This window comes from Pseudomonas fluorescens (assembly GCF_019212185.1).
Classification (GTDB): Bacteria; Pseudomonadota; Gammaproteobacteria; order Pseudomonadales; family Pseudomonadaceae; genus Aquipseudomonas.
On sequence record NZ_CP078138.1, the window covers coordinates 2,341,567 to 2,367,550 of the forward strand.

The window sequence follows — 25,984 nt, forward strand, 5'->3', positions numbered from 1 at the left end:
TACGGGTAAGCGTCCGACCCGGGCGGGTCGGACGGCATCCATCAGTATTCCCAGAACATCCGCTGCAGTTCCTTGCTATCCGAGGTCTTGGTCAGGGCGACCATGGCCAGGATGCGAGCTTTTTGCGGGTTCAAGTCGTGGGCAACCACCCAGTCGTATTTGTCGTCAGGCTGTTCTGCGTTGCGCAGTACGAAACCACCGGCGTTGACGTGGGAAGAACGAATGATCTGCACGCCGTCTTTACGCAGGGCTTGCAAGGCAGGCACGACGCGCGAAGACACCGAACCATTGCCGGTGCCGGCGTGGATGATCGCTTTGGCGCCGGATTGTGCCAGGGCCTTGTAGGCGGTATCGCTGACGTTACCGTAGGAGTAGGCGATTTCGACGTCTGGCAGGCTCTTGATGGTCTTGATGTCGAACTCGGAATCCATGGTGTGACGCTTGGCAGGCAAGCGGAACCAGTAGGATTTGCCTTCAACGACCATGCCCATCGGGCCCCATGGGCTCTTGAATGCTTCGGTCTTGATGTTGACCATCTTGCTGACATCGCGACCCGACTGGATCTCGTCGTTCATGGTCACCAGTACGCCTTTGCCGCGTGCGTCCTTGCTGCCGGCTACCGCCACGGCGTTGTACAGGTTGAGCATGCCGTCAGCCGACATGGCAGTGCCCGGACGCATCGAGCCGACGACCACGATTGGCTTGTCGGTCTTTTCCACCAGATTGAGGAAGTAAGCGGTTTCTTCCAGGGTATCGGTACCGTGGGTGATGACGATGCCATCGACATCCTTGCTGTCGGCTAGCTCGGCCACGCGGCGGCCCAGTTGCAGCAGGTTTTCGTTGGTGATGCTCTCTGAGGCGATTTGCATGACCTGCTCGCCGCGGACGTTGGCCACCTGGCTCAACTCCGGTACGCCGGCGATCAGTTGTTCGATACCGACCTTAGCGGCTTGATAGGTTGCGCTGTTGGCGGCGCTGGCGCCCGCGCCAGCAATGGTGCCGCCGGTGGCCAGGATGACCACATTCGCCAGCTTTTGCTCGGCGGCGACTTCTTTTGCCTGCAGTGCAGTCGGGAGCAACAGCAGAAGGGCCAAGGCGCCCGGAACAAGGGTATTGAACGCAGATTTCATTATTTTCTCTCTAGTGGTGATGACGGTGCTGATGCAGGTTCATCTAGATCCCCCTGGCGATCTGAATGCCGGGGGTAGCGGGTTAGAGCAGGATCTGTACCAGAGGTAACTAAATATTTTTGTTATTATAAGTTATTGAAAAATAACAATAAAAATTATGATGGTGACGTCGCTGTAACCAAGTGCGTCCGGAAATCCGATCATCTCGCCTGAATACGTTCGGTTGTCCGAAATTTCCTACATTGATTTGAGGTTCTTCCTACGCGACGGCTGGGTTCTCTTTCGCTCAAGAAGCGCTCCCCGCAGCCGATATTTTTTCAAGGATCATATTTTCAAGGACTTCACAGATGAGTTTGACGGTTGGCTTCAACTCCGGCGGAGCGATCAGTTTTAACGATAGACATTTGTCCGTTGCGCAGGCGTCAGGAACTGCGGCGGACGCGGTTTCGGCGGATGATGAAGAGGGCGCTGGCACAACCGTTTCCGGCGCTCAACTGCAGCCCAAGGCAAGTGCATCCAGCGAATCGTCCAGCGGTGACATCACCGTCGAGACCCTGGTCAAGCGCATGAAAGAGTTGCAGAAGTTGCTGGAAAAACAACAGCAGCAACTGGCTGCTGCTCAGGCTGCTACCTATCCGAACCCTGAAACCAAAGCCAGTGTGGTAGCGGGTCTCCAGGCGCAAATTGCCACCACCAACTCGGCACTACTGCAAGTGGCGGCGGCGTTGATGAAAGCCGTGGGCAATGCTTCGTCGGGTGCAGTGGTCAACACCACGGCTTGATTGGTAGAGGACCGAGCGCCGATCGGCCAGGAATGCGAAACGGGACACATACCAGGCGTTGACAAATCGGCGGGCAGTTTCCATAGTTCGGGTTACGCAAACGTTTGCGCGCTCATTCTGATGACTTGATTTCGACGGTGAGGCACCTTCGGTTACGTCTGTCATTGTTCAAGCCTGCGCCAGGCGTTGCTCACAATAATCATAAGAACGGAGTGAACCCATGAAGCTGCCATTTGCTGGACGTCTTCTTGCTGTCGCCATCCTGGCTGCCGCCGCAACCTCCTTGCCCCTCTCTTCGGCATTCGCCGACACCCCGGAAAAACCCAAGGTCGCCCTGGTCATGAAATCCCTGGCCAACGAGTTCTTCCTGACCATGGAAGATGGTGCCAAGGCTTACCAAAAAGAACATCCGGCTGACTTCGAGCTGATATCCAACGGCATCAAGGACGAAACCGATACCGCCAACCAAATTCGCATCGTCGAGCAGATGATTGTCTCCAAGGTCAACGCGCTGGTGATTGCCCCCGCCGACTCGAAAGCCATGGTGCCGGTGATCAAGAAGGCCGTTGATGCCGGCATCACCGTGATCAACATCGATAACCAACTCGACCCGGATGTGCTCAAGAGCAAGAACATCAGCGTGCCATTTGTCGGGCCTGACAACCGCAAGGGCGCGCGCCTGGTCGGCGAATACCTGGCCAAGCAACTCAAGGCCGGCGACGAAGTGGGCATCATTGAAGGGGTTTCCACCACCACCAATGCCCAGGCCCGTACCGCAGGCTTCAAGGATGCAATGGAGGCTGCGCAGATCAAGGTGGTGTCCTTGCAATCCGGCGACTGGGAAATCAACAAGGGCAACCAGGTAGCCGCCTCGATGCTCAGCGAATACCCGAACATCAAGGCCCTGCTGGCAGGTAACGACAGCATGGCCGTCGGCGCCGTTTCGGCGGTGCGTGCAGCGGGCAAGGCTGGCAAGGTCCAGGTGGTGGGCTACGACAATATCAATGCCATCAAGCCAATGCTCAAGGACGGTCGTGTCCTGGCCACCGCCGACCAGTTCGCCGCGAAGCAGGCCGTGTTCGGCATCGAGACCGCGCTGAAAATGCTCAAGGGCGAAAAGGTCGACAGCGGCGTCAATGGTGTAATCGAAACACCGGTCGAGCTGGTCACCCAGTAACCCTGTCGGCGACGCAATGGCGCTCGTCCGTACGGGCGAGCGCACGGAGATTCTCTTATGTCAGAGCCTGCCTCGAACCCGGTGCTTTCGGTCAGCGGTGTCGGCAAAACCTATGCGCAACCGGTATTGACCGGCATTGACCTGACGCTGATGCGCGGTGAAGTGCTGGCGTTGACCGGTGAAAACGGCGCGGGCAAAAGTACCCTGTCGAAGATCATCGGCGGCTTGGTCACGCCCACCACCGGCCATATGCAATTTCAGGGGCAGGCTTACTGCCCCGGCAGTCGAACCCAGGCTGAAGCGCTGGGGATTCGCATGGTTATGCAGGAACTCAATTTGCTGCCGACCCTGTCAGTCGCGGAGAACCTGTTCCTCGATAACCTGCCGAGCAAGGGTGGCTGGATCAGCCGCAAGCAGCTGCGCAAGGCGGCAATCGAAGCCATGGCGCAAGTCGGCCTCGATGCCATCGATCCGGACACGCTGGTAAGCGAGCTGGGGATCGGCCATCAGCAAATGGTGGAAATCGCCCGCAACCTGATCGGCGATTGCCATGTGCTGATTCTCGATGAGCCCACGGCAATGCTGACGGCGCGTGAAGTGGAGATGCTGTTTGACCAGATCACCCGCCTGCAGGCCCGCGGGGTATCGATTGTTTACATCTCCCATCGTCTCGAAGAACTGGCGCGAGTGGCCCAGCGCATTGCGGTACTGCGCGACGGTCATCTGGTCTGCGTCGAACCCATGGCCAACTACAACAGTGAACAATTGGTCAACCTGATGGTGGGCCGCGAGCTGGGCGAACACATCGACCTGGGGCCTCGGCAGATCGGTGCGACGGCATTGACAGTGAGCGGGCTGACGCGCTCGGACAAGGTCTGCGACGTTTCCTTTGCCGTGCGCAGTGGTGAGATTTTCGGTATTTCCGGCTTGATCGGCGCAGGACGCACGGAACTGCTGCGTCTGATTTTCGGCGCCGACGCCGCCGACTCCGGCACGGTTGCCCTGGGTTCGCCGGCCCGGGTGGTGAGTATCCGTTCGCCGGCCGATGCCGTGGGGCAGGGCATTGCGTTGATTACCGAAGACCGCAAAGGCGAAGGCCTGCTGCTAACCCAGTCGATCAGTACCAACATCGCCCTGGGCAACATGGCGGAGATTTCCAGTGCCGGCATCGTCAACTCGGGTGACGAGATCGCGCTGGCACAACGGCAAATTGATGCCATGCGTATTCGCAGCTCCAGTCCGACCCAGCTGGTGTCCGAGCTGTCGGGTGGCAACCAGCAGAAAGTGGTGATCGGCCGCTGGCTGGAGCGCGACTGTTCGGTGCTGATGTTCGATGAACCGACCCGAGGAATCGACGTCGGCGCCAAGTTCGATATTTACGCCTTGCTCGGCGAATTGACTCGGCAAGGCAAGGCGCTGGTGGTGGTGTCCAGTGATCTGCGGGAACTGATGTTGATCTGTGACCGGATCGGCGTGTTATCGGCCGGGCGCCTGGTCGAGACGTTCGAGCGTGACAACTGGAGCCAGGATGAATTGCTTGCCGCCGCTTTTGCCGGCTACCAAAAACGTGATGCGTTGCTCGATGCAGCAGCGCCTGGGGAGCTTCGATGAAAACTGCTGTGTCTGCTGGCAAACGTAGTGGCAACTTTTATGGCCTGGGCAGTTACCTGGGCCTGGCGGGGGCCTTGCTGGCAATGATTGCGCTGTTCTCGGTACTGAGCAGCCATTTTCTTTCCTACGAGACGTTCAGCACGCTGGCCAACCAGATCCCCGACTTGATGGTGTTGGCGGTGGGCATGACCTTTGTGTTGATTATCGGCGGCATCGATCTGTCGGTCGGCTCGGTGCTCGCGCTCGCGGCGTCGACGGTCAGCGTGGCGATCCTGGGGTGGGGCTGGAGCGTGCTGCCGGCCGCATTGCTGGGTATGGCGGCCGCGGCGTTGGCCGGGACCATTACCGGCTCGATCACGGTGGCCTGGCGCATTCCGTCATTCATCGTGTCGCTGGGGGTGCTGGAAATGGCCCGAGGCGTGGCGTACCAGATGACCGGCTCGCGTACGGCCTACATCGGCGATGCCTTCGCCTGGTTGTCCAACCCGATTGCCTTTGGCATTTCGCCGTCGTTCATCATTGCGCTGCTGATCATTTTTATCGCTCAGGCGGTGCTGACTCGTACTGTGTTCGGTCGCTACCTGATCGGCATTGGTACCAACGAAGAGGCGGTACGTCTGGCAGGTATCAATCCAAAACCCTACAAGGTCCTGGTGTTCAGTCTGATGGGGCTGCTGGCCGGCGTTGCCGCGCTGTTCCAGATCTCGCGCCTGGAGGCGGCCGACCCCAACGCGGGTTCCGGCCTGGAGCTGCAAGTGATCGCGGCGGTGGTCATCGGCGGAACCAGCCTGATGGGAGGGCGTGGCTCGGTGATCAGTACCTTCTTCGGCGTGCTGATCATTTCCGTGCTGGCGGCCGGGTTGGCGCAAATCGGCGCCACCGAGCCGACCAAGCGCATCATCACCGGCGCGGTGATCGTGATCGCTGTGGTCCTCGATACCTATCGCAGTCAACGCGCGCGTCGTCGGAGCTGAATCATGGCGACGATCAAGGATGTGGCGGCACTCGCGGGTATTTCCTACACCACGGTGTCGCATGTACTGAACAAAACTCGACCGGTAAGTGACGAGGTGCGGATCAAAGTCGAGGCGGCGATTCAGCGCCTGGACTACGTGCCCAGTGCGGTGGCGCGTTCACTGAAAGCCAAGACCACCGCGACCATCGGCCTGCTGGTGCCCAACAGTCTCAACCCGTACTTTGCCGAACTGGCGCGCGGTATCGAGGATTACTGCGAGCGGAACGGCTATTGCGTGATCCTCTGCAACTCCGACGATAACCCGGACAAGCAACGCAGTTACCTGCGGGTTCTCCTAGAGAAACGCATCGACGGCCTGATCGTCGCCTCGGCAGGTGGCGACAGCGGTCTGGCCCAGGGCTTGGCCGGTGTGCGCACGCCCATGGTCATCGTCGACCGTGGCCTGGAAGGGCTGGATGCCGACCTGGTACGGATCGACCACGAGTATGGCGCTTACCTGGCCACCCGGCACCTGCTGGAACTCGGCCATCGGGATATCGCCTGTATCGGCGGACCGGCGCACACCAGCGTGGCGCAGATGCGCCTGGCCGGTTTCTGCCGGGCGTTGAAGGAGGCTGCGGTCAAAGTGCCGAGCGCCCGCATGCTCGAAAGCGACTTTACCAGTCCCGGTGGTTACCAGGCGGCTGCCACTTTGCTCGAGAAGAATCCGCCGAGCGCGATCTTCGCCGGCAACGACATGATGGGCATCGGCGTGTTGCGGGCGGCTGCCGAGCGCAATATCCGAGTGCCGAGCGAGCTGTCGGTGATCGGCTTCGACGATATTCAGATGAGCCGCTATGTCTACCCGGCACTGACTACCGTCGGCCAGTCGATCCTGCAACTGGGGGAAATGGCCGCGCAAGCGTTGTTGCGCCGCATCGCCAGCCCGCAATTGGCGACCGGGCAACGGATCGTCACGCCCGACATTGTGTTGCGTGAGTCGACCGCGCCGTTGTCCGGCGTCTTCGATCAGTACCGCTGAAACGACTTGATGAGTAACGATGTATGTCAGCAAAAGTAGCAGTAGTAGGCAGTTTGAATATGGATCTGGTGACCCGGGCGCCGCGTCTGCCGGTGGGCGGGGAAACCCTGATTGGCCATTCCTTTGCCACGGTCTCTGGCGGCAAGGGTGCCAACCAGGCAGTTGCCGCGGCCCGTCTCGGGGCGCAGGTATCGATGCTCGGCTGTGTCGGCAGCGACGCCTATGGCGCCGAGTTGCGTGACGCGCTGCTGGTCGAGGGCATTGATTGCCAGGCGGTCAGCCGTGTCGAGGGTGCGAGTGGTGTGGCGTTGATTGTGGTCGATGACCAAAGCCAGAACGCAATCGTGATTGTTGCCGGTGCCAACGGTGCGCTGACACCGACCCTGATCGATCAGTTCGATCCGGTGCTGCAGGCGGCACAGGTGGTCATCTGTCAGTTGGAAGTGCCTGACGCCACGGTGGGACATGTCCTGCAGCGCGCGCGGGAGTTGGGCAAGACCGTCATACTCAATCCGGCCCCGGCCAGTCGACCGCTGCCAGCCCACTGGTACGCTTGCATCGATTACCTGATCCCCAATGAAAGCGAAGCCTCGGCGTTGAGCGGTTTACCCGTGGACTCCCGGGAGACTGCCGAAACGGCCGCGAGCCGCTTGATTGCAATGGGCACGGGCAAGGTGATCATCACCCTTGGTGCTCAGGGGGCACTGTTTGCCGATGGCCACGGCTTCACACATTTCCCGGCGCCCAAGGTCAAGGCGGTCGACACCACGGCGGCTGGCGACACCTTTGTCGGTGGCTTCGCTGCGGCGCTGGCGGCGGGCAAAAGCGAGGCTGAGGCGATTGGTTTCGGCCAGATCGCGGCGGCGTTGTCGGTGACCCGTGCCGGCGCCCAACCTTCGATTCCGACGCTGTCCGACGTCCAGGCCTTCAAACCCTCATGAAAAAGACTCCACTGCTTAACATTGCCTTGTCGCGTCTAATCGCCTCGCTCGGTCATGGCGATGTGCTGGTAATCGGTGACGCCGGTTTACCCGTGCCGCCTGGCGTCGAGTTGATCGACCTGGCCCTGACTCAGGGCATTCCCGACTTCATCAGCACCCTGAACGTGGTGCTCAGCGAGATGCAGGTGGAAAGCCATGTGCTCGCCGACGAAATCCTGCAAGCCCGTCCCGCACCGTTACAGGCGCTCGAACAGCTGTCAGTCCAGGGGGCGATCGGCCAGCGGCGTTTACTCAGCCATGAGGCATTCAAGCAACTCAGCCGGCAGGCACGAGCGATTGTTCGTACGGGCGAGTGTCAGCCGTACTGCAACATCGCCCTGATCGCCGGAGTGACCTTCTAACTCGGATTCGCTTCACTCATGCACAAGGAACGCGCCATGCAACGCTATGCTCAACGACTGTGCCTTTCACTCCGGAGCCTGCTGCTTTTGACTCTGCTAACCGCTACCGGCGCCCACGCGGCGCAAAAAATCGAACTGATCATCGACACGGACCCGGGGGCGGACGACGTCGTGGCGTTGCTGTTCGCCCTGGCATCGCCAGAGGAGTTGAACATTCGCGCCCTGACCGCGGTGGCGGGCAATGTGCGCCTGGACAAGACGTCGCGAAATGCGCGTCTGGCCCAGGAGTGGGCAGGGCGCGAGGAGGTGCCGGTCTATGCTGGCGCGCCTAAACCGCTCATGCGCACGCCCATCTATGCCGAGGATATCCATGGCATGGAAGGTCTGTCCGGCGTGTCGGTGCATGAGCCCAAGGCCGGGCTGGCAGCGGGCAACGCCGTCAACTACCTGATCGACACCTTGCGTGCCGCCGAGCCCCACAGCATCACCATTGCCATGCTCGGACCGCAGACCAACCTGGCGCTGGCGTTGATCCAGGCGCCGGACATCACCCAGGGCATCAAGGAAGTGGTGATCATGGGCGGGGCGCACTTCAATGGCGGCAACATCACCCCGGTCGCCGAGTTCAACCTGTTCGCCGACCCGCAGGCCGCCGAAGTGGTGCTCAAGAGCGGGGTCAAGCTCACCTACCTGCCGCTGGACGTGACCCACAAGATCCTCACCAGCGAGGCGCGCCTCAAGCAGATCGCGGCCTTGAACAACCGCGCCAGCAAACTGGTGGGGGGCATTCTTAACGAGTACGTCAAAGGCGACATGGAGCACTACGGCTTGCCTGGTGGACCGGTGCATGACGCCACGGTCATCGCCTATCTGCTCAAGCCTGAGCTGTTCAGTGGTCGTGAGGTCAATGTGGTGATCGACAGTCGTGAAGGGCCAACCTTCGGCCAGACCATCGTCGATTGGTACGATGGCCTCAAGGCGCCGAAAAATGCGTTCTGGGTCGAGAGTGGCGATGCGCAGGGCTTTTTCGATCTGCTGACCGAGCGCCTCGCCCGCCTGAAGTAAGTTGCACCTCAGGCCTGTTCGGACGCTGGGGCCAGCTTCTGCCCTAGTGGGTATTTTTCGAGAATTTGCGCAATAAAGGTATGGGCTGCTTCGGCGCCAAGGGCCTTGACGAGCAGGTCGATGCTGAGGAGCGCAAGTTCTTCCGGGCTGCCAGGGCTGTAGGAACTATGGCCCTGTGGCCAATTAACTTTGATGGCGGCTTCGATGCTTACGCTGTTCATGGTGATGCTCGTGAAGTAGGAAAGGTCTGAGTGTCGAGTTAACCATTTTGTGCCGCGTTTGGCACTCCGACTTAGGCAGCAACGCAGGGCTATGCGACACTTGGTCTTTGATCAACGTTCAGGAACCTGGTTGTGCAGATCGATTTGAACACGCCTGACGGCCTGACTCTCGAGGCCGTTCGCCAATTGCTGGCTTCTGCCAGCGATGATGAACACACCCAGCTGCGGGTGACCAAGGGCGGTATTGCCTACATTTCGTCAGGGGTGGTGGGCGGTACCGACATTGACCACCTACTATTTCGCCTGGAAACCTGGGCAAAAGGATCCGGCTATGTCGGACGAGTCGCTGCCAGTGATGAAGTCTGGGTCATGCAGATCTTCAACGCGCTAAAAGAAAACTGGCCCAATCCTCCCTACGATTACATTGATGTTTACTGAGTGCTGTTCATATTCAGTCACGATTGTGCGCTGAACAGGGCCGGGAGGCTCAGGCAAACTTGCGCGTTCGACGTCCGGGAGGGCAAGGTGATGGCCGCTACCCTGAACCAAACGTCTCGACGATGGTCGGTTGTTGCACGAATTCAGCTTAATTATTGAAAGGAGGCGTCATGCCTTGGAAGCTCGCGTCATTGGGTACTGTGCTGGCGGTTGCCATGTTGGCCGGTTGCACCGCCACGTCTGAATCGGCCAAGGGCCCTGTCGCAGCCGAGGCTGGCAGCGGTCGCTGTGACGCAACGGCGGCCGAGTTCACCCTGGGCAAGAAGGCTTCGCCGCAATTGCTCGAAGAGGCCCGCACCCGCTCCGGCTCGCAAAGCGCAAGGATCCTGCGGCCGAACGACATGATCACCCTGGAATACCGCTCCGATCGCCTGAACCTGAATACCGACGCCAACCTGGTGATCAACCGGGTCAACTGCGGCTGATCGCAGCAGGTTTTGTATCGCCCATAAAAAACCCCGTCACTTGGACGGGGTTTTTTTAGTGCGCCGAGAAATTACTCTGGGCGAACCTGTGCAGCTTGCATACCCTTTTGGCCTTTCTCAGCCACGAAGGAAACGGTTTGGCCTTCTTTCAGGCTTTTGAAACCGTCGCTTTCGATAGCTTTGAAGTGTACGAACAGGTCGTCACCGCCACCTTGAGGAGTGATGAAGCCGAAGCCTTTTTCATCGTTGAACCATTTAACGGTGCCGGTTTGGCGATTAGACATGGTGTATCTCCAAGAAACATATATTTTCAGTAGTACTGTGCTGCTCAGGCCAACTGGGCACACCCGGGTATCATAGTCGAAATGTTCGACTTGGCACCCCCCCGACAGCACTGTTTGCCAGACAGTTGCGCATTCTTTCCGCTTTGAAACGGCTGGAGGCCCCGGTTTACAAGGGTTTCAGTCGAAAACAAAAGCCATAAAAAAAGCTGAAAAAGCTGTCTGAAATGTAGTTTTTGGCAGTTTTTTCGCCGGTTTCGGTAGGTTGGGGCGGAAAAACTGCCTGGAAAAATCGTTATCGCTGGGCCTTGCAGGAGGCAATCGCCGCTTGGGCTTTCTGAACCAGTTCAGGCGACGGAGCTTGCTCTTTGCTCATGAGTTGCTTGATTTCGTCGGTGGAAAACTTTTTATCCAGTTCGTTTGCGCCGCACGCGCAATGCTTGTCGGCATTAGCTTTGCCAATGGTTTTTTCGGCGGCGCCGCTGCAATCCTTCATGAAGTCAGCGCGCATCCCGGCAGGCCATGCCGCATGAGCACTCAACGGCAACAACATGGCCAATGGCGCGGCCAAGGCGAAAAGTCTCGTAAGACGCATGAGAAAAACTCCTGAGGGTCAGTTAAGTGTCGCGATTCTCAGGGCATTTGAGGCGCTTCGTACACCTCAAGTTCAGTTTTGCCCGGTATTTGCCCTGAATTCCCTTACCGCGCAACGTGTGCGCAGCGGTGACCGTTCATCTGTGCTAGGATTCCCCGCTTGGATATTTTCAGGCCCTGGATGATCTGTTCTCCGGCGCGGTCAATGTCCGAATAACCCTGATTTGATCTCCAGTCACTCTGGTTCGGTTCCCGGTTGGCCGCAAGGCTCCTGCCGCTGTAAGGCAGGCGTTCATCATTGAATGGCCTGGACTGAGTCGCGTACTGGCTGCTCATCCCAACCCACGTGACCTTTGGTAGGGGTCACCACTAGGAGAGGAGGCGCCATGCCCACTATTACTCTTCCCGACGGCAGTCAACGTTCGTTCGATCATCCGGTATCCGTAGCCGAAGTCGCCGCCTCCATTGGCGCCGGCCTGGCCAAGGCCACCGTGGCCGGCAAGGTCAACGGCAAGCTGGTCGATGCCTGCGATGTCATCGATAGCGACGCTACGCTGCAAATCATTACGCCCAAAGACGAAGAGGGGCTGGAAATCATTCGCCACTCTTGCGCGCACCTGATTGGCCACGCGGTCAAACAGCTGTACCCAACGGCGAAAATGGTGATCGGTCCGGTCATTGAAGAAGGCTTCTATTACGACATCGCCTACGAGCGTCCTTTCACTCCGGACGACCTGGCCGCCATCGAACAGCGCATGCACCTGCTGATCGAAAAAGATTACGACGTCATCAAGAAAGTCACTCCGCGTGCTGAAGTGATCGATGTGTTCTCCCAGCGCGGCGAAGATTACAAGCTGCGCCTGGTCGAGGACATGCCGAGCGAACAGGCCATGGGCCTGTATTACCACGAAGAATATGTCGACATGTGCCGCGGTCCGCACGTGCCGAATACCCGTTTCCTGAAGTCCTTCAAGCTGACCAAGCTCTCCGGCGCCTACTGGCGCGGTGATGCCAAGAATGAGCAGCTGCAGCGCGTCTACGGCACCGCCTGGGCCGACAAGAAGCAACTGGCGGCTTACATCCAGCGTATCGAAGAAGCTGAAAAGCGCGACCATCGCAAGATCGGCAAGCGTCTTGGCCTGTTCCATACCCAGGAAGAAGCCCCGGGCATGGTGTTCTGGCACCCGAACGGCTGGACCCTGTACCAGGTACTCGAGCAGTACATGCGCAAGGTACAGCGTGAAAACGGCTACCTGGAGATCAAGACGCCGCAAGTGGTTGACCGTAGCCTGTGGGAGAAATCCGGGCACTGGGCCAACTACGCCGACAACATGTTCACCACTGAGTCGGAAAGCCGCGACTACGCCATCAAGCCGATGAACTGCCCGTGCCACGTGCAGGTGTTCAACCAGGGCTTGAAGAGCTACCGCGAACTGCCGATGCGTCTGGCCGAGTTTGGTGCCTGCCACCGTAACGAGCCGTCGGGTGCCCTGCACGGCATTATGCGCGTCCGTGCCTTTACCCAGGACGATGCCCACATCTTCTGCACCGAAGAGCAGATGCAGGCCGAATCCGCTGCGTTTATCAAGCTGACCATGGATGTCTACGCCGACTTTGGCTTTAAAGACATCGAGATGAAGCTGTCCACTCGTCCGGAAAAACGCGTTGGTTCCGACGAATTGTGGGATCGCGCCGAATCGGCACTGGCCGCAGCGCTAGACAGTGCGGGCCTTGCGTACGATCTGCAGCCGGGCGAGGGTGCTTTCTACGGTCCGAAGATCGAGTTCTCGCTAAAAGATTGCCTTGGTCGTGTCTGGCAATGTGGTACCTTGCAGCTCGATTTTAACCTGCCAATCCGTCTGGGAGCCGAATACGTCTCCGAAGACAACAGTCGCAAGCACCCGGTCATGCTGCACCGGGCGATCCTCGGATCCTTCGAGCGTTTCGTCGGCATCCTGATCGAGCACTACGAGGGCGCGTTCCCCGCATGGCTGGCTCCGACCCAGGCAGTGATCATGAATATCACTGATAAACAGGCAGATTTTGCGGCTGAGGTTGAAAAAACTCTCAACCAAAGCGGTTTTCGTGCCAAGTCTGACTTGAGAAATGAAAAGATCGGCTTTAAAATCCGCGAGCATACTTTGCTCAAGGTTCCTTATCTCTTGGTTATCGGAGATCGGGAAGTCGAGATGCAGACTGTCGCTGTGCGTACTCGTGAAGGTGCTGACCTGGGCTCGATGCCCGTCGCCCAGTTCGCTGAGTTTCTCGCGCAAGCGGTTTCCCGGCGTGGTCGCCCAGATTCGGAGTAATTATTATTAAGCGTGAAATGAGACAAGATAAACGAGCTGCACCGAAAGCCCCGATCAACGAGAATATCTCGGCACGCGAGGTTCGGTTAATTGGGGCTGAAGGCGAGCAGCTTGGGATTGTGTCAATTGAAGACGCGCTTCTTAAGGCTGAAGAAGCCAAGCTCGATTTGGTGGAAATTTCCGCCGATGCAGTACCTCCTGTTTGCAAGCTGATGGACTACGGCAAATCGATCTTCGAAAAGAAGAAGCAGGTTGCCGCGGCCAAGAAAAATCAGAAGCAGATCCAGGTTAAAGAAATCAAGTTTCGTCCAGGGACGGAGGAAGGGGATTACCAGGTAAAACTGCGCAACCTGGTACGTTTCCTGAGTGACGGGGACAGGGCCAAGGTATCCTTGCGATTCCGCGGCCGTGAGATGGCCCACCAGGAGCTGGGGATGGAACTCCTCAAGCGGGTTGAAGCTGACCTGCTCGAGTACGGTTCGGTCGAACAGCATCCTAAGATGGAAGGACGCCAGCTGATCATGGTCATCGCCCCGAAAAAGAAGAAGTAATCAACAGGGCACGGCAGGCCTTCTGATTATGTTTATCAACTGAATGCGGAGTATCCGAACATGCCAAAAATGAAGACCAAAAGTGGTGCTGCTAAGCGGTTTCTGAAAACTGCTAACGGTATCAAGCACAAGCACGCTTTCAAGAGCCACATCCTGACCAAAATGTCGACCAAGCGTAAGCGTCAACTGCGCGGTAGCAGCTTGCTGCACGCGTCTGACGTGGCAAAAGTCGAGCGCATGCTGCGCCTTCGTTAATTTTAGTCAAGAATAGAGGAAGTAACTCATGGCTCGTGTAAAGCGTGGCGTCATTGCCCGTAAGCGTCACAAAAAAATTCTGAAACTTGCTAAAGGCTACTACGGCGCTCGCTCGCGCGTATTCCGTGTTGCCAAGCAAGCGGTAATCAAGGCAGGCCAATACGCCTACCGTGACCGTCGTCAGAAAAAACGTCAGTTCCGCGCTCTGTGGATCGCTCGTATCAACGCTGGTGCTCGTATCAACGGTCTGTCCTACAGCCGTTTCATCGCCGGCCTGAAAAAAGCGTCCATCGAGATCGACCGTAAGGTTCTGGCTGATCTGGCAGTGAACGAAAAAGCGGCGTTTGCTGCGATTGTCGAGAAAGCTAAAGCCATCCTGGCTTAAGTACCCCCGACAGTCACCAGGCCTCACCTCTGTGGGGTCCGGTGTTAAACGTCATAAATAGGGGAAGAGCCTTCAAGCTCTTCCCCTATTTTGTATCTGGAGTCTGTACATGGAAAACCTGGATGCGCTGGTCTCTCAAGCACTAGAGGCTGTGCAAAGCGCTGAAGATATCAATGCCCTGGAGCAAATCCGGGTTCACTACCTTGGTAAAAAAGGTGAATTGACTCAGGTGATGAAGACCCTGGGGAATTTGCCGGCAGAGGAGCGTCCGCAGGTCGGCGCCCTGATCAACGTTGCCAAGGAGCGTGTCACAGAGGTTCTCAATGCGCGCAAGGCGCTGTTTGAAGCGGCCGACCTGGCAGCCAAACTGTCCGCCGAGTCCATTGACGTGACCCTGCCTGGCCGTGGCCAGACCTCCGGTGGTCTGCATCCGGTTACCCGGACTCTGGAACGTATCGAACAATTCTTCACCCATATCGGCTACGGCATCGCCGAAGGCCCTGAGGTCGAAGACGATTACCACAACTTCGAGGCGCTCAACATCCCAGGCCATCACCCGGCCCGGTCGATGCACGACACCTTCTATTTCAATGCGAACATGCTGTTGCGCACCCATACCTCACCGGTACAGGTCCGCACCATGGAATCGCAGCAGCCGCCGATCCGCATCGTCTGCCCAGGCCGTGTGTACCGTAGCGACTCCGATATCACTCACTCCCCGATGTTCCACCAGGTCGAAGGCCTGCTGGTCGACCGCGATATCAATTTCGCCGACCTGAAGGGCACCATCGAGGAGTTCCTGCGGGTGTTCTTTGAAAAAGAACTGGCCGTACGCTTCCGTCCTTCTTATTTCCCGTTCACCGAGCCATCCGCTGAAGTCGATATGGAATGCGTGATGTGCAGCGGTAAAGGCTGCCGTGTCTGCAAGCAGACCGGTTGGCTGGAAGTCATGGGCTGCGGCATGGTTCACCCGAACGTGCTGCGCATGTCCGGCATCGACCCGGAAGAGTTTTCCGGCTTTGCCTTCGGCATGGGCGTTGAGCGTCTGGCCATGCTGCGTTACGGCGTGAACGACTTGCGTCTGTTCTTCGACAACGACTTGCGGTTCCTCGCGCAATTTCGCTAGTCGTAACGAATTCTTAGGAGAGCAGGATGAAATTCAGTGAACAATGGCTGCGTGGCTGGGTAAGCCCGCAGGTTAGTCGCGATGAGCTGGTTGCTCGTCTGTCGATGGCCGGTCTTGAGGTCGATAGCGTTACCCCGGCCGCCGGTGTTTTCAAGGGCGTGGTAGTGGGCGAGGTGCTGAGCACCGAGCAGCACCCGGACGCTGACAAGTTGCGTGTTTGCCAGGTCAGCAATGGCGCGGAAACGTTCCAGGTGGTCTGCGGCGCGCCGAACGTACGCCCGGGCCTGAAAATCCCGTTCGCCATGATCGGTGCCGAACTGCCTGGCGACTTCAAGATCAAGAAGGCCAAGCTGCGTGGCGTCGAGTCCAACGGCATGCTGTGCTCGCAATCCGAGCTGCAGGTGGGTGAGGGCAATGACGGTCTGATGGAGCTGCCGGCCGATGCGCCGGTGGGTGAAGATTTCCGCGTTTACCTGGACCTGGAAGATGCCAGCATCGAGGTTGATCTGACCCCGAACCGTGGCGACTGCCTGTCCCTGGCCGGCCTGGCACGTGAAGTTGGCGCGCTGTATGCCGCGCCTGTCAGCCGTCCGTTGGTAGCTAGCGTGCCGGCCGTCCACGACGAAGTGCGTCCGGTCGAAGTGCTGGCGCCGGCTGCGTGCCCGCGTTACCTGGGCCGGGTGGTTCGCAACGTCGACCTGTCCCGTCCTACGCCGCTGTGGATGGTCGAGCGCTTGCGTCGAGCCGACGTGCGCAGCATCGATGCTGCCGTCGACATCACCAACTACGTGATGTTGGAGCTGGGGCAGCCGCTGCACGCCTTCGATCTTGCCGAAATCAACGGTGGGATTCGCGTGCGCATGGCCGAAGAAGGCGAGAAGCTGGTACTGCTCGATGGTCAGGAGGTCAGCCTGCGTGCCGATACCCTGGTCATCGCCGACCACACCCGTGCCCTGGCAATCGCCGGCATCATGGGCGGCGAGCACAGCGGCGTCAGCGCAACTACGCGCGACGTGTTCCTCGAAAGCGCATTTTTCGACCAGATCGCAGTCGCCGGCAAAGCCCGTTCCTATGGCCTGCATACCGACGCTTCGCACCGCTACGAGCGTGGCGTGGACTGGCAACTGGCCCGTGAAGCCATGGAGCGTGCCACTGGCCTGCTGCTGGAGATCACCGGTGGCGACGCTGGCCCGATCATCGAGACCGTCAGCGAGCAGCACCTGCCATCGATCGCCCCGATCACCCTGCGCGCCCAACGCATCACCCAGATGCTGGGCATGGAAATGGACCCGGCCGAAGTCGAGCGTCTGCTCAGTGCTCTGGGCCTGACCATCTCTGCCGATGGAGAAGGGCAGTGGCGCGTAGAAGTGCCAAGCCATCGCTTCGATATCAGCCTGGAAGTCGATCTGATCGAAGAACTGGCGCGCCTGTATGGCTACAACCGCCTGCCGGTTCGCTACCCGCAAGCTCGCCTGGCACCACAGGCCAAGGCTGAAGCTCGTAGCGAATTGCCTGAATTGCGTCGCCTGCTGGTAGCGCGTGGTTACCAGGAAGCGATCACCTACAGCTTCATCGATCCAAAACAGTCCGAACTGTTCAATCCGGGCGTCGAACCGCTGTTGCTGGCCAATCCAATCTCCAACGACATGGCGGCCATGCGTTCGTCCCTGTGGCCGGGCCTGGTCAAGTCGTTGCAGCACAACTTGAACCGTCAGCAGGATCGCGTCCGTCTGTTCGAGAGCGGCTTGCGTTTTGTCGGTCAACTGGACGGCCTTAAGCAAGAGCCAATGCTGGCTGGCGTGGTGTGCGGCAGCCGTCTGCCGGAAGGTTGGGCGCAGGGTCGTGATGTGGTCGATTTCTTCGACATCAAGGCTGATGTGGAGGCGGTGCTGGGCTTTGCCGGTGCACTGGATTCGTTCACGTTCGTGCCAGGCAAACACCCGGCGCTGCACCCGGGGCAAACTGCGCGCATCGAGCGTGAAGGTCGCGAAGTCGGTTACGTCGGCGCGATTCACCCTGAGCTGTCGAAAACTCTCGGTCTCGACCGTCCGGTGTTCGTCTTCGAGCTGGTATTGAGCGAAGTGGCCTTGGGCAAAATGCCGAAATTCCACGAGTTATCGCGCTTTCCTGAAGTTCGTCGTGACCTCGCACTGCTGGCCGATGCCGGCGTTGCCGCCAGTGCCGTCATGGAAGTAATCCGTGAAAATGCAGGCGAATGGCTGACAGAGCTCAGGCTCTTTGACGTTTATCAGGGTAAAGGCATTGATCCTCATAGAAAAAGCCTTGCCGTTGGCTTGACCTGGCAGCATCCATCGCGCACTCTTAATGACGATGAGGTGAATACCACGACGCAAAACATCCTCACCTCGCTCGAACAAAGGTTGAACGCCACGTTAAGGAAGTGACGTATGGGGGCTCTGACGAAAGCTGAGATGGCGGAACGTCTGTATGAAGAGCTGGGCCTGAACAAACGGGAGGCCAAGGAATTGGTCGAACTGTTTTTTGAAGAAATCAGGCACGCGCTCGAAGACAACGAACAAGTCAAATTGTCCGGTTTCGGCAATTTCGACCTTCGGGACAAACGCCAGCGGCCTGGCCGCAATCCGAAAACGGGGGAAGAAATCCCGATCACGGCTCGCCGTGTGGTCACCTTTCGTCCAGGGCAGAAGTTGAAGGCCCGAGTTGAGGCTTATGCTGGAACCAAGTCATAACGACGAGCTTCCCGTCATCCCAGGCAAACGCTACTTCACCATTGGTGAAGTCAGCGAGCTGTGTGCGGTAAAGCCGCACGTACTGCGCTATTGGGAGCAGGAGTTTCCTCAACTCAACCCCGTCAAACGCCGCGGAAACCGCCGGTATTATCAGCGACAAGACGTGCTGATGATCCGGCAGATCCGCGCGTTGCTTTATGATCAGGGGTTCACCATAGGCGGCGCACGCTTGCGATTGTCCGGTGACGAGGCCAAAGACGACACCACCCAGTACAAGCAAATGATCCGCCAGATGATCTCCGAGCTCGAAGATGTACTGGTGGTCCTCAAGAAATAAAAACTTGCTTTAAATACTTCCAGTTTTCAAAAGCTTGCGATATATTCTTGAGCGTTCTTCGAGAACAGCAACAGGTAACACGCCTAGTCGGGGCGTAGCGCAGTCCGGTAGCGCACTAGCATGGGGTGCTAGGGGTCGAGTGTTCGAATCACTCCGTCCCGACCATATAATTCAATGACTTAGCCCAATGTTCACAGCATTGGGCTTTTTCATGTGCGTGACTTTTGCGTGACTTCTCTATTTTTCACGCCTGCTTCCTCTTCAAGATTGTCAGGACCGGTCCACGCGAATCGGTTGCTGATACCATGTTTGCAGCTTCAATCAGATGCCCGAGCTCCGCGCCCGAGTAGTGACTGGTGATGCTGCCGTTCTTGTGGCCCAGAAGTGCCTTTCGATCTTCCTCGGTGACGCCTGCTGCGCGTAGCCGACGGCCAAATGTGTGTTTGAGGTCGTGGATCCTTATGGATGCATAACCTGGATGAGCGGGGCGAAGGTTTTCCTCCTGCCAGAGTTTTGCCGCTCTCACCCGCGCCTTCTTCCAAGCCGAGTCGTTCATGCGATGCATTGCGTTGCCGTTGTAGGGGAATACCCATTCCTTGCTCAGGCCTCGCTGTTGCTCGATGATCGACTTGGCCACGCTATTCAGCACGACGAGTCGCTCATCACCGTTTTTCACACCGGACCGTTCGTGCCTCCCGCCAAAATCAGCCGGTATCAGAAAAACGCTGCTCCCGAGCTCCGGTACCGCAATCTCCCAATCCCATCTCAGCTTGCAGACCTCCTGCTCCCGGGTGCCGGTGTTCACTTTGAACAGGGCCATCGTTTGCAGGTGGGCCGGCAATTCTGCAAACAGAATCGACTGCTCCTGCCATGACATCGGGTAAGGCTTGCGGCTCGACTTCTTCTCTTCCAGTTTCGTGAGCATCGGCACACTATCCAGCCACGGCCTTCGCTCATCATCTCGCCACTTCCTGGCACACAACGATAAAACCCGAACCACACGCTCGATCGAGATATTCACCGTCCTGTTGCTCACACCTTTTTTCACCTTGCCATCTGGCAGCGTCTTGGTCGCCAACCTGTCCTTAATGAAAGGCCCGAGGGCTTGGTCATCAATATGGGTTAGCGGCATGTCGCCGATGAATTCGTCCAGCTGTGAAAGATGGTGAGCCGAAAGCTTGATCGAAGGCTGATCCTTAAATTCGACCAAGAAGCGCATCGCCGCATCCCGCCACGTTCTGACCTGCCGAACGCCGTAGACCTTCTCCTGCCGGATCTGCTCCAGTCGGTGTATCAGGTAGCGTTCTGCTTCTTGCCGGTCACTTGTTCCAGTAGATTCGTAAAGTCTTTCGCCGTTGATTTTCTTGTCGATATGCCAGAGACCTTTCCTTTGGGAGAGGCCTGTGATCGTTTTTCGCGCCATTGTGTTTCTCCTTTCTGGCGCTCGCTGCGGGGCAATTGTTGCTCCGGGGCGCGTTTTTTATCAATTGCTTTGGCCGCAACGTAGGAGGACGCCCACTCGTCCAACTCCTGTCGGTCGAAACCAACACCTCGCTCGCCGATCGGAAACTCGCTCACGTAGGGGCGGACGATCTCGTTGAATAGGGGGAGTGACATACTCAGGTATGTAGGCGCCTCGCCAGCCCGAATGAACCTTGGGGCAAGTGGCATGCTTCTGGATGATGCTTTACTGCCCATGTATTGCTCCATGCTGCGCGTGGCGGCAGAAGGTGGTGGTTACTGGGAGAACTTGGCGAGCGCTTCGTCTGCAATCTTCATCGCAGCTTGGGCTTCGTTGACGTAGGCTGGGTCGAACCCACCGCACAGGTGGATGGTTGCCTGGCATGCGCGCAGGTTCTCTCGATTGAGCTTCAGCGCCGAGATCAGCTCTTTGCGTGCCTCGGCCTCACCACGGCCGATATCCCAGAATCGCTGGCCCCAATGCCCGGCAGGTGGCGGGTTGTTGTTCTGAGAGCCGAAGGCCATTGCCCCGACGATTGAGTCGAGCAGGTCGCGCTTGTAGGCGTTATCGCCGTCGATGCTCAGGCCCGCCCGGCGCAGGGTGCTCAATACCTCGTCGAGGTCGATCCCTTGATCCTTGAGCACGATGTCGAGTTTTGGTTTTCCTGGCTCGTAGATCACCAGTGCCAGCTTGGCGCCGGGCCACAGGTGTTCACTGATGCTGACAAGTGCATCGTTAGCGACTTCGTGAAATCGTTCTGTTGCGGACATAGGAATTCCTCGCCCGCCGTACACCGGCAGGCTCTTGTGTGGGGTAGGGGTTAAATGAGTTCGGCGGGGACTTTGACGTTTGGCCCGTGCTTGGCCCAGACCACTGCGCGGAACACGGCGATGGTTCGGGTTTCGCCGTCCATGCGGTGCCAGGGCTCTCGGTCTGTAGCAGCGAGCCATGGATAGTGGTAACCGCGCTCGACCCAGACGCCGTACTTCTCGATCAGTTGCTCGGCGTTTACCTGGGCGAAGAGCTGTAACTGTCCGGCGTCCGGCTGCGGACTGCCCTCGATGGTGTCGATTGCCCACTGCAGTGCCGGGCCGGCCAGTTCCTCGGTGCTGACGCTGACCCTGCGGCTCATCGCCGACCGCCCGCGGCGACAGCAGCCAGCTCGCACTCGGCGGCTAGCTTCAACAGGTTGCGAGTCGTCGGCGTGAAGCCTTCCGTGTTTGGGTAGTGCGCAAGGTTATGCTCGTGCGGGTATTCCTCGAACGGCCCATGCCAGCACCAATTCATCTTCCAGTCCGCCCATACGGTGTATGCATCCTGACCTTCGCCCCAATAGTCGGTACCGCCGCCAACGCTCCGTACATGGCTCACGCGGGTGCGTTGCTCATACGCAAGCTCGCTTGGTTCGTCCTTGTCGATCCAAGCCCGCCGATAGAGCGTTGGGTTCAATTGGACCAGCCTGTTGCTGAGTTTCTTCTCGATGCGTGCCTTCATCACCGCGGCCCCTTGTAGCGGTAAGCGTAGGCGAACCAGGCGAGGGCGATCATGGCGTCACATCCCGGCGCGCCCACTGCACATACGGGCCGTCCTCTGTATCAAAGATCCCCATCAGGAACCACTCAGGTCCTGGTGACTCGGGATTCCAGGCGGTGCACGCTGCATCCTCTTCAGGAAGGTCGTAGGTCTCGTCTCCCGAATGCCAGCCTTTCACCTCTAACCCTTGTTCTGCTACCCAGGCCCTGTACGGCGCCGGATCTTCGCCTCCATCGAATTCAGGTATGCCCGGGTGCCCCCACCAGCCGTCCTTGTCGCGCTTCACTTCGACGGGGCCAAAGGACTTCGGCCTGTGATTCGGGCAAGGCATCACGTAAAGCACGTCGGAGTACTCACCACCGCCGGAGCTGAACTCCATCTGGCAGCCGCACTTCGCCGGCTCGCCATTTACGAACGTTATCTTTTCTTCAGGCATGACTTCGTCCTTGCCGCTAGTGAGGGGTGATTGCGATTTGAGGGTCAATTGACCATGCATTTCTGAGAAAACTAGGCCAGAATACGTTAGCGGTTTAAAGTTTGGTGGGAGGCTGAATGCATTACTTTAGAAATTTTAAAAATTACTCGACGGCAGAGATTAATTTATTCTCTAACTTTACGTTACTTATTGGTAAGAACGGAAGTGGTAAGTCAAATCTGATTGAAGGGGTTGAATTGTTAGCTGCCTTGGCTGAAGGACGGCCTCTTCATGAGATGGTGGAGGGTAGAGGATATTTACCAAATATGTACTCCATTAGAGGTGGGATACATAGTTGTGTTAAATTTGGTGAAACTAGTTTTTCTCTTGGTTTCTCTGGATTTTATAAATTTTTAAATAAAAATGAGCCTTTTGATTATTGTATTACGGTATCCGTTGATCCGTTTCCGTGCGTGATTGCAGAGCATTTACTTGTGGCAGGTCGAAAAATATTTCTTGCTGAAAGTGAGTCCTCAACTCGAGATGGGCTGCTAAACGTCCAGTTTGATAATTTTGCAAGAGGTGGTACCAAGCCGCATAAGAAGTTTTTCGGTGATAGGTCTATTATTTCCCGGTATGAAGAGCTTACCGAAAGTAATGAGGCAGGAGATAAGAATAAAAAATTAAAGGCTGTGCAGATGGTGGCGTCGATCAAACGCTATCTTCAGTCTTCATTTGTTTTCGATCCCAGCCCAAAGTTAATGCGCGATTATGTTAGGCAGGGGCAGAATGTTCTGTTGAAAGATGGTTCGAACATCTCTGCTGTTCTTCACTCTATGAGTCTGTCTAAAGCTGATCCATCGCCATTGGCAAATGTTCTTTCCGTGATACGTCAAATTCCGGAGGAGCCTTTTTTAAATTTTGGCTTTGTCATTACAACTCAGCATGATGTTTTGCTTACTTTACAGTCTGGCAAGTATCCAGTTGATGCTCGACTTGTTTCAGACGGTACTTTAAGGGCGATGGCCGTGGTCACGGCTCTCGAGTCTATAAATGACGGTTCGCGCGTTGTTATTGAGGAGTTCGATAATGGACTGCATCCAAGTAGGGCGGAGGTTTTACTAGAAGCTATCAGGGAAATAGTTGCAAGAAAAAAACTAAATATACTACTTTCAACACACAACCCGGCAAGCCTGAATTCGCTAGATGCGGATTGGTTGAAAAATGTGCATGTTTGTTATTGGGACGCCTTGGAAGATACTTCGAAGTTAACAGGGTTGTTAGATATTCCAGATGTTGATGCGCTGCTGGAGTCCAATGGTGGGTTAGGGGATCTTGTAACTAAGTCTGTCTTTGAAAAGCATTTGGCTCCTCGATTTGAAGAAAGTAAGAAACAAGTGGCTAAAGACTGGTTGAGGCGCTTGGTTAATGAGTAAAATAGTACTTTTGGATACTAGTTATTTTCTTGAGCTTTTTCTTGTTCCTATGGATTCGGTGCAGGCGAAGCACGAAGAGGCAGTTGCTCTATTTGATCAGGCTATTGATGGCTCGTATCATCTTTACTGTACTCTAGGAGTTTTATATGAGGTGGCTAATCATATTGTTGATATTAAGAATGCAGAGACTCAAAACCGAATAGCAATGGCGTATAAAGAAATGGTTGTTCTTTCCTGGAATACTAATTCTCCATTTACGATTGTTCCTAGCTCAAACTCGAGTGAGGTCTTAGCTCAGTTTTCATCGCTTCCTGAGCTTTGCCAGAAATACTCCGAATCACTACGGCAACGACTTAGTCTTGTGGATTGTACTATTGCTGAAGTTGCGGAGAAAATTCAAGCTAATTATTTGAGTAGGAGTAGGCGCTGGCCGGCTCATATTTGGACTACACATGGCGAGTTGAAGGCGTTAGAGCCAGATAGATTTGAAAATCCTTACTTTTAAATCCCTAACCGCTACTTTGCATTCGAGGGATTAAGTCTTGCTTTTTGAGAAGAGAGGATTATCAAGACGTTGAAAAAGTGGTGGCCCGCTCTGTTTTATTTTGTGTATCTACTGGTGCCTTCAAGGCATCCGTCGGAGCTCGGCGTACTGTGGTGTATCGAACATGGGCGATTGCTGGCGAACTGTACCCCTATGATCTTCTGGGCTCTCTTCTCGACCAGGGTCAGCCACTCAGCTTCCGGGATAGGCTCGACGCAGCCTGGAGCCTTGAGGTTTTTTGCGGGTGCCGCTGGTCTTCTAGCGCGCCTCGGCGGTGGCGACGTCAATGGTCATGCCAAGCACTGCAAATGTGCTCATAGCTTATCTCCGGGCAGCCGCCGGCTTGGCCAGGCTGGCGTGATTCGTTGAAGTGGGGTATGAATCTCTGATCTCACACTGGCAGGAGGCCGACATGAGGTTACAAAGCGATGTAGACGCCTTGGCGGCGATTGAAGAGGACGCGAAAGCAATGCTGAAACGGATAGGGCTGCCCAACAGCGAGCAAATGCTTGAGGTGGTCGTCTTCCTTCGCCAGATCATTGATCTCGCCACCTATACGGAGTCACTTGGCCAATTCATTGAATCGCCGAACTTCGTCTAAGCCTGAGGCGATGGTGGCAAATTGGTGGAGCTTGGGGTATTTGTGTTCGGCCCGGCATGGGGCCGGTGAGGAGATAAAAATGGATGAGCACTTCAAGAAAATACCCATTCCGGAGGGTCACACGCTTGTGGCGGCAGGACTCGAATGGAAAGGCGCTCGGAAAGGGCGTGATACGGACATCTATTTTTATAATGAGTTGAATGCAGCTGGAGAAGTTGTTGCTTCGTACGAAGTGACCGACAGCATGTCTACCTATCCACCTTTCAGCAGCAGCATTAGCGTTTCCAAGGTCAAAGGTTCGGGCGAATAACCTCGTCCCCCGGATCCTGCTGAATCATCAGCAGGATCACTTTGGCAGGCTTACTTGGGATCAAATGATCCGAGGGAGAGATAGGCATTGGTGCCGATTTTTTCCTGAAGCACCGTCTTGAATTCCTGGGCGATGTCTTCACGCTGCACCTCTTCACCAACCCAGCGCAACTTCAGCGCCGGCACCGTGCCGCTGGTGATCACCGAAATTCGCAGGTTGATCTGCTGCTCGGTCAGGCCTTCGAACGGGATGGTGCTGAACAGCAGGGCTGCCGGCAGTGTTTCTTTGCTACGGGCCTCAATCTGATCCATGGCGCTACGGCTGGCGCTGGTGTCGCCAACGGTGGTTTCGGATTCGCTGGTGGCTTTGACCGTGATGGTCCGAACGGCAGCGATGGCCCGGGCAACAGGAATCGCTTTGCCTTCGTCATCCACCGGCGTCAGGTACTGGTGCCAATCCTCGATCCAGTCGCTCAGATCCTTCTGCGTCATAGTCCGACCGCCGATGCTTTGAGCGGCCTTGTAGCCGGCCGACGCCTTGAGCTTCAGCACTGCGCGGTCATCCGCGTGGCCAGGGGTTACATCAGTGCCCAGGTTGAACAGCAGCGTGCAGGTCATCTCGTCCTGGTCGATGAAGCCTTTGGCAGTTGAGATGGCACGGCCAGCGACATACGCGCTGAAGTCGGCCAGCGAGTGGGTGGAGTAGATGCCGCGGAAACGGCTACGGCCGGCCTGCCATTTCTCCAGGGTGACGACTTGGCAGCCTTCCGGCAGAACAACGGTCGGCGTCTGGGTTGCCAGGTGCTTACCTGTCGCTTCGAGCGCGGTGTCGGTGATGAGCTGGATCGCTTCTTTGGTCAGAGACATTGTTCAGTTCCTTGGTAGTC

General features: G+C 57.0%; 33 protein-coding genes and 1 tRNA gene. 23 read left to right on the top strand and 11 right to left on the bottom strand.

The genetic code is table 11. From position 1 onward, the window contains the following. Positions 1–41 precede the first annotated feature (41 nt). On the bottom strand, positions 42–1,130 hold the full coding sequence (locus tag KW062_RS10625; protein WP_027620586.1) for an asparaginase: 1,089 nt from the start codon (positions 1,128–1,130) through the stop codon (positions 42–44). 347 nt (positions 1,131–1,477) lie between these two features. On the opposite strand from KW062_RS10625, the gene KW062_RS10630 reads away from it, so the two are divergent. The 8 genes from KW062_RS10630 to KW062_RS10665 all read left to right on the top strand — a co-directional run bounded on the left by KW062_RS10630 (position 1,478) and on the right by KW062_RS10665 (position 9,104). Then, on the top strand, positions 1,478–1,912 hold the full coding sequence (locus KW062_RS10630) for a hypothetical protein (protein WP_105754709.1): 435 nt from the start codon (positions 1,478–1,480) through the stop codon (positions 1,910–1,912). A 220-nt stretch (positions 1,913–2,132) separates the two neighbouring features. Further along, a complete protein-coding gene (locus tag KW062_RS10635; protein WP_027620584.1) occupies positions 2,133–3,089 on the top strand; it encodes a sugar ABC transporter substrate-binding protein in 957 nt (318 codons plus the stop codon). Between the two features lie 57 nt (positions 3,090–3,146). Next, positions 3,147–4,700 (top strand): sugar ABC transporter ATP-binding protein, encoded by a 1,554-nt coding sequence (locus KW062_RS10640; protein WP_027620583.1) that lies wholly within the window; start codon positions 3,147–3,149, stop codon positions 4,698–4,700. Further along, on the top strand, positions 4,697–5,674 hold the full coding sequence (locus KW062_RS10645) for an ABC transporter permease (protein WP_027620582.1): 978 nt from the start codon (positions 4,697–4,699) through the stop codon (positions 5,672–5,674). The genes KW062_RS10640 and KW062_RS10645 overlap by 4 nt, the downstream gene beginning before the upstream one ends. A gap of 3 nt (positions 5,675–5,677) precedes the next feature. Next, positions 5,678–6,697: a LacI family DNA-binding transcriptional regulator gene (locus KW062_RS10650; protein ID WP_027620581.1), complete on the top strand. Its 1,020-nt coding sequence runs from the start codon at positions 5,678–5,680 to the stop codon at positions 6,695–6,697. A gap of 23 nt (positions 6,698–6,720) precedes the next feature. After that, positions 6,721–7,638: a ribokinase gene (gene rbsK / locus KW062_RS10655; RefSeq protein WP_027620580.1), complete on the top strand. Its 918-nt coding sequence runs from the start codon at positions 6,721–6,723 to the stop codon at positions 7,636–7,638. Then, complete coding sequence (rbsD, locus tag KW062_RS10660) at positions 7,635–8,039, top strand: D-ribose pyranase (RefSeq protein WP_027620579.1); 405 nt, start codon at positions 7,635–7,637, stop codon at positions 8,037–8,039. The genes rbsK and rbsD overlap by 4 nt, the downstream gene beginning before the upstream one ends. Before the next feature lie 36 nt (positions 8,040–8,075). Beyond that, positions 8,076–9,104 (top strand): nucleoside hydrolase, encoded by a 1,029-nt coding sequence (locus KW062_RS10665; RefSeq protein ID WP_105754708.1) that lies wholly within the window; start codon positions 8,076–8,078, stop codon positions 9,102–9,104. An 8-nt stretch (positions 9,105–9,112) separates the two neighbouring features. Here KW062_RS10665 and KW062_RS10670 read toward each other — a convergent pair whose 3' ends face one another. Beyond that, a complete protein-coding gene (locus tag KW062_RS10670) occupies positions 9,113–9,325 on the bottom strand; it encodes a hypothetical protein (RefSeq protein WP_027620577.1) in 213 nt (70 codons plus the stop codon). Positions 9,326–9,457: 132 nt separating this feature from the next. On the opposite strand from KW062_RS10670, the gene KW062_RS10675 reads away from it, so the two are divergent. Then, positions 9,458–9,763 (top strand): hypothetical protein, encoded by a 306-nt coding sequence (locus tag KW062_RS10675; protein ID WP_027620576.1) that lies wholly within the window; start codon positions 9,458–9,460, stop codon positions 9,761–9,763. Between the two features lie 170 nt (positions 9,764–9,933). Continuing rightward, positions 9,934–10,248, top strand: coding sequence for an I78 family peptidase inhibitor (locus KW062_RS10680; protein ID WP_027620575.1), 315 nt, complete (start codon positions 9,934–9,936; stop codon positions 10,246–10,248). Between the two features lie 71 nt (positions 10,249–10,319). Here the strand turns inward: KW062_RS10680 and KW062_RS10685 are convergent, their stop codons facing one another. Then, positions 10,320–10,532: a cold-shock protein gene (locus KW062_RS10685; protein ID WP_003179963.1), complete on the bottom strand. Its 213-nt coding sequence runs from the start codon at positions 10,530–10,532 to the stop codon at positions 10,320–10,322. Between the two features lie 292 nt (positions 10,533–10,824). After that, the gene (locus tag KW062_RS10690) at positions 10,825–11,124 is read right to left on the bottom strand and encodes a hypothetical protein (RefSeq protein WP_027620574.1); all 300 of its coding nucleotides are present in this window, start codon (positions 11,122–11,124) and stop codon (positions 10,825–10,827) included. 385 nt (positions 11,125–11,509) lie between these two features. Between KW062_RS10690 and thrS the strand changes: the two genes are divergently transcribed. The 9 genes from thrS to KW062_RS10735 all read left to right on the top strand — a co-directional run bounded on the left by thrS (position 11,510) and on the right by KW062_RS10735 (position 18,962). Next, a complete protein-coding gene (thrS, locus tag KW062_RS10695; RefSeq protein ID WP_027620573.1) occupies positions 11,510–13,432 on the top strand; it encodes a threonine--tRNA ligase in 1,923 nt (640 codons plus the stop codon). After that, positions 13,432–13,983, top strand: coding sequence for a translation initiation factor IF-3 (gene infC, locus KW062_RS10700; protein ID WP_170947229.1), 552 nt, complete (start codon positions 13,432–13,434; stop codon positions 13,981–13,983). Before thrS ends, infC begins: the two co-directional genes overlap by 1 nt. Positions 13,984–14,043: 60 nt before the next feature. Next, on the top strand, positions 14,044–14,238 hold the full coding sequence (rpmI, locus tag KW062_RS10705; RefSeq protein WP_027620572.1) for a 50S ribosomal protein L35: 195 nt from the start codon (positions 14,044–14,046) through the stop codon (positions 14,236–14,238). 28 nt (positions 14,239–14,266) lie between these two features. Further along, positions 14,267–14,623, top strand: a complete 357-nt coding sequence (rplT, locus tag KW062_RS10710; RefSeq protein WP_027620571.1) for a 50S ribosomal protein L20 — start codon at positions 14,267–14,269, stop codon at positions 14,621–14,623. Between the two features lie 109 nt (positions 14,624–14,732). Next, on the top strand, positions 14,733–15,749 hold the full coding sequence (pheS, locus tag KW062_RS10715) for a phenylalanine--tRNA ligase subunit alpha (RefSeq protein WP_027620570.1): 1,017 nt from the start codon (positions 14,733–14,735) through the stop codon (positions 15,747–15,749). A 26-nt stretch (positions 15,750–15,775) separates the two neighbouring features. Then, positions 15,776–18,154 carry a phenylalanine--tRNA ligase subunit beta gene (pheT, locus tag KW062_RS10720; RefSeq protein WP_105754707.1) on the top strand — a complete coding sequence of 793 codons (2,379 nt, stop codon included), beginning with the start codon at positions 15,776–15,778 and terminating at the stop codon, positions 18,152–18,154. A 3-nt stretch (positions 18,155–18,157) separates the two neighbouring features. Beyond that, positions 18,158–18,460 carry an integration host factor subunit alpha gene (ihfA, locus tag KW062_RS10725; RefSeq protein WP_002553164.1) on the top strand — a complete coding sequence of 101 codons (303 nt, stop codon included), beginning with the start codon at positions 18,158–18,160 and terminating at the stop codon, positions 18,458–18,460. Further along, positions 18,441–18,797 carry a MerR family transcriptional regulator gene (locus KW062_RS10730; RefSeq protein WP_027620568.1) on the top strand — a complete coding sequence of 119 codons (357 nt, stop codon included), beginning with the start codon at positions 18,441–18,443 and terminating at the stop codon, positions 18,795–18,797. The genes ihfA and KW062_RS10730 overlap by 20 nt, the downstream gene beginning before the upstream one ends. A gap of 88 nt (positions 18,798–18,885) precedes the next feature. Then, positions 18,886–18,962, top strand: a tRNA-Pro gene (locus KW062_RS10735). A gap of 79 nt (positions 18,963–19,041) precedes the next feature. On the opposite strand, the gene KW062_RS10740 is transcribed toward KW062_RS10735, so the two are convergent. Genes KW062_RS10740 through KW062_RS10760 form a run of 6 tightly spaced genes read right to left on the bottom strand, consistent with a single transcriptional unit; the run spans position 19,042 to position 22,228 of the window. Beyond that, positions 19,042–20,205: a tyrosine-type recombinase/integrase gene (locus tag KW062_RS10740; protein WP_256351115.1), complete on the bottom strand. Its 1,164-nt coding sequence runs from the start codon at positions 20,203–20,205 to the stop codon at positions 19,042–19,044. After that, positions 20,091–20,495 (bottom strand): hypothetical protein, encoded by a 405-nt coding sequence (locus KW062_RS28860; protein WP_256350970.1) that lies wholly within the window; start codon positions 20,493–20,495, stop codon positions 20,091–20,093. Before KW062_RS28860 ends, KW062_RS10740 begins: the two co-directional genes overlap by 115 nt. 39 nt (positions 20,496–20,534) lie before the next feature. Next, the gene (locus KW062_RS10745; protein ID WP_105754705.1) at positions 20,535–21,029 is read right to left on the bottom strand and encodes a hypothetical protein; all 495 of its coding nucleotides are present in this window, start codon (positions 21,027–21,029) and stop codon (positions 20,535–20,537) included. Between the two features lie 50 nt (positions 21,030–21,079). Continuing rightward, positions 21,080–21,391 (bottom strand): hypothetical protein, encoded by a 312-nt coding sequence (locus KW062_RS10750; RefSeq protein WP_105754704.1) that lies wholly within the window; start codon positions 21,389–21,391, stop codon positions 21,080–21,082. After that, complete coding sequence (locus KW062_RS10755) at positions 21,388–21,753, bottom strand: hypothetical protein (protein WP_105754703.1); 366 nt, start codon at positions 21,751–21,753, stop codon at positions 21,388–21,390. Before KW062_RS10755 ends, KW062_RS10750 begins: the two co-directional genes overlap by 4 nt. A gap of 49 nt (positions 21,754–21,802) precedes the next feature. Further along, positions 21,803–22,228 (bottom strand): hypothetical protein, encoded by a 426-nt coding sequence (locus tag KW062_RS10760; protein ID WP_256350971.1) that lies wholly within the window; start codon positions 22,226–22,228, stop codon positions 21,803–21,805. Between the two features lie 116 nt (positions 22,229–22,344). Here KW062_RS10760 and KW062_RS10765 point away from each other — a divergent pair, with 116 nt between their 5' ends. The 4 genes from KW062_RS10765 (at position 22,345) to KW062_RS10780 (ending at position 25,098) form a co-directional block, all read left to right on the top strand. After that, on the top strand, positions 22,345–23,643 hold the full coding sequence (locus tag KW062_RS10765) for an AAA family ATPase (RefSeq protein WP_105754702.1): 1,299 nt from the start codon (positions 22,345–22,347) through the stop codon (positions 23,641–23,643). Continuing rightward, the gene (locus tag KW062_RS10770) at positions 23,636–24,148 is read left to right on the top strand and encodes a hypothetical protein (RefSeq protein ID WP_146118218.1); all 513 of its coding nucleotides are present in this window, start codon (positions 23,636–23,638) and stop codon (positions 24,146–24,148) included. The genes KW062_RS10765 and KW062_RS10770 overlap by 8 nt, the downstream gene beginning before the upstream one ends. Positions 24,149–24,599: 451 nt before the next feature. Beyond that, the gene (locus KW062_RS10775) at positions 24,600–24,788 is read left to right on the top strand and encodes a hypothetical protein (RefSeq protein WP_105754701.1); all 189 of its coding nucleotides are present in this window, start codon (positions 24,600–24,602) and stop codon (positions 24,786–24,788) included. A gap of 79 nt (positions 24,789–24,867) precedes the next feature. Further along, a complete protein-coding gene (locus KW062_RS10780) occupies positions 24,868–25,098 on the top strand; it encodes a hypothetical protein (RefSeq protein ID WP_105754700.1) in 231 nt (76 codons plus the stop codon). A 50-nt stretch (positions 25,099–25,148) separates the two neighbouring features. On the opposite strand, the gene KW062_RS10785 is transcribed toward KW062_RS10780, so the two are convergent. Beyond that, complete coding sequence (locus tag KW062_RS10785; RefSeq protein ID WP_105754699.1) at positions 25,149–25,964, bottom strand: DUF2303 family protein; 816 nt, start codon at positions 25,962–25,964, stop codon at positions 25,149–25,151. Positions 25,965–25,984 lie beyond the last annotated feature (20 nt).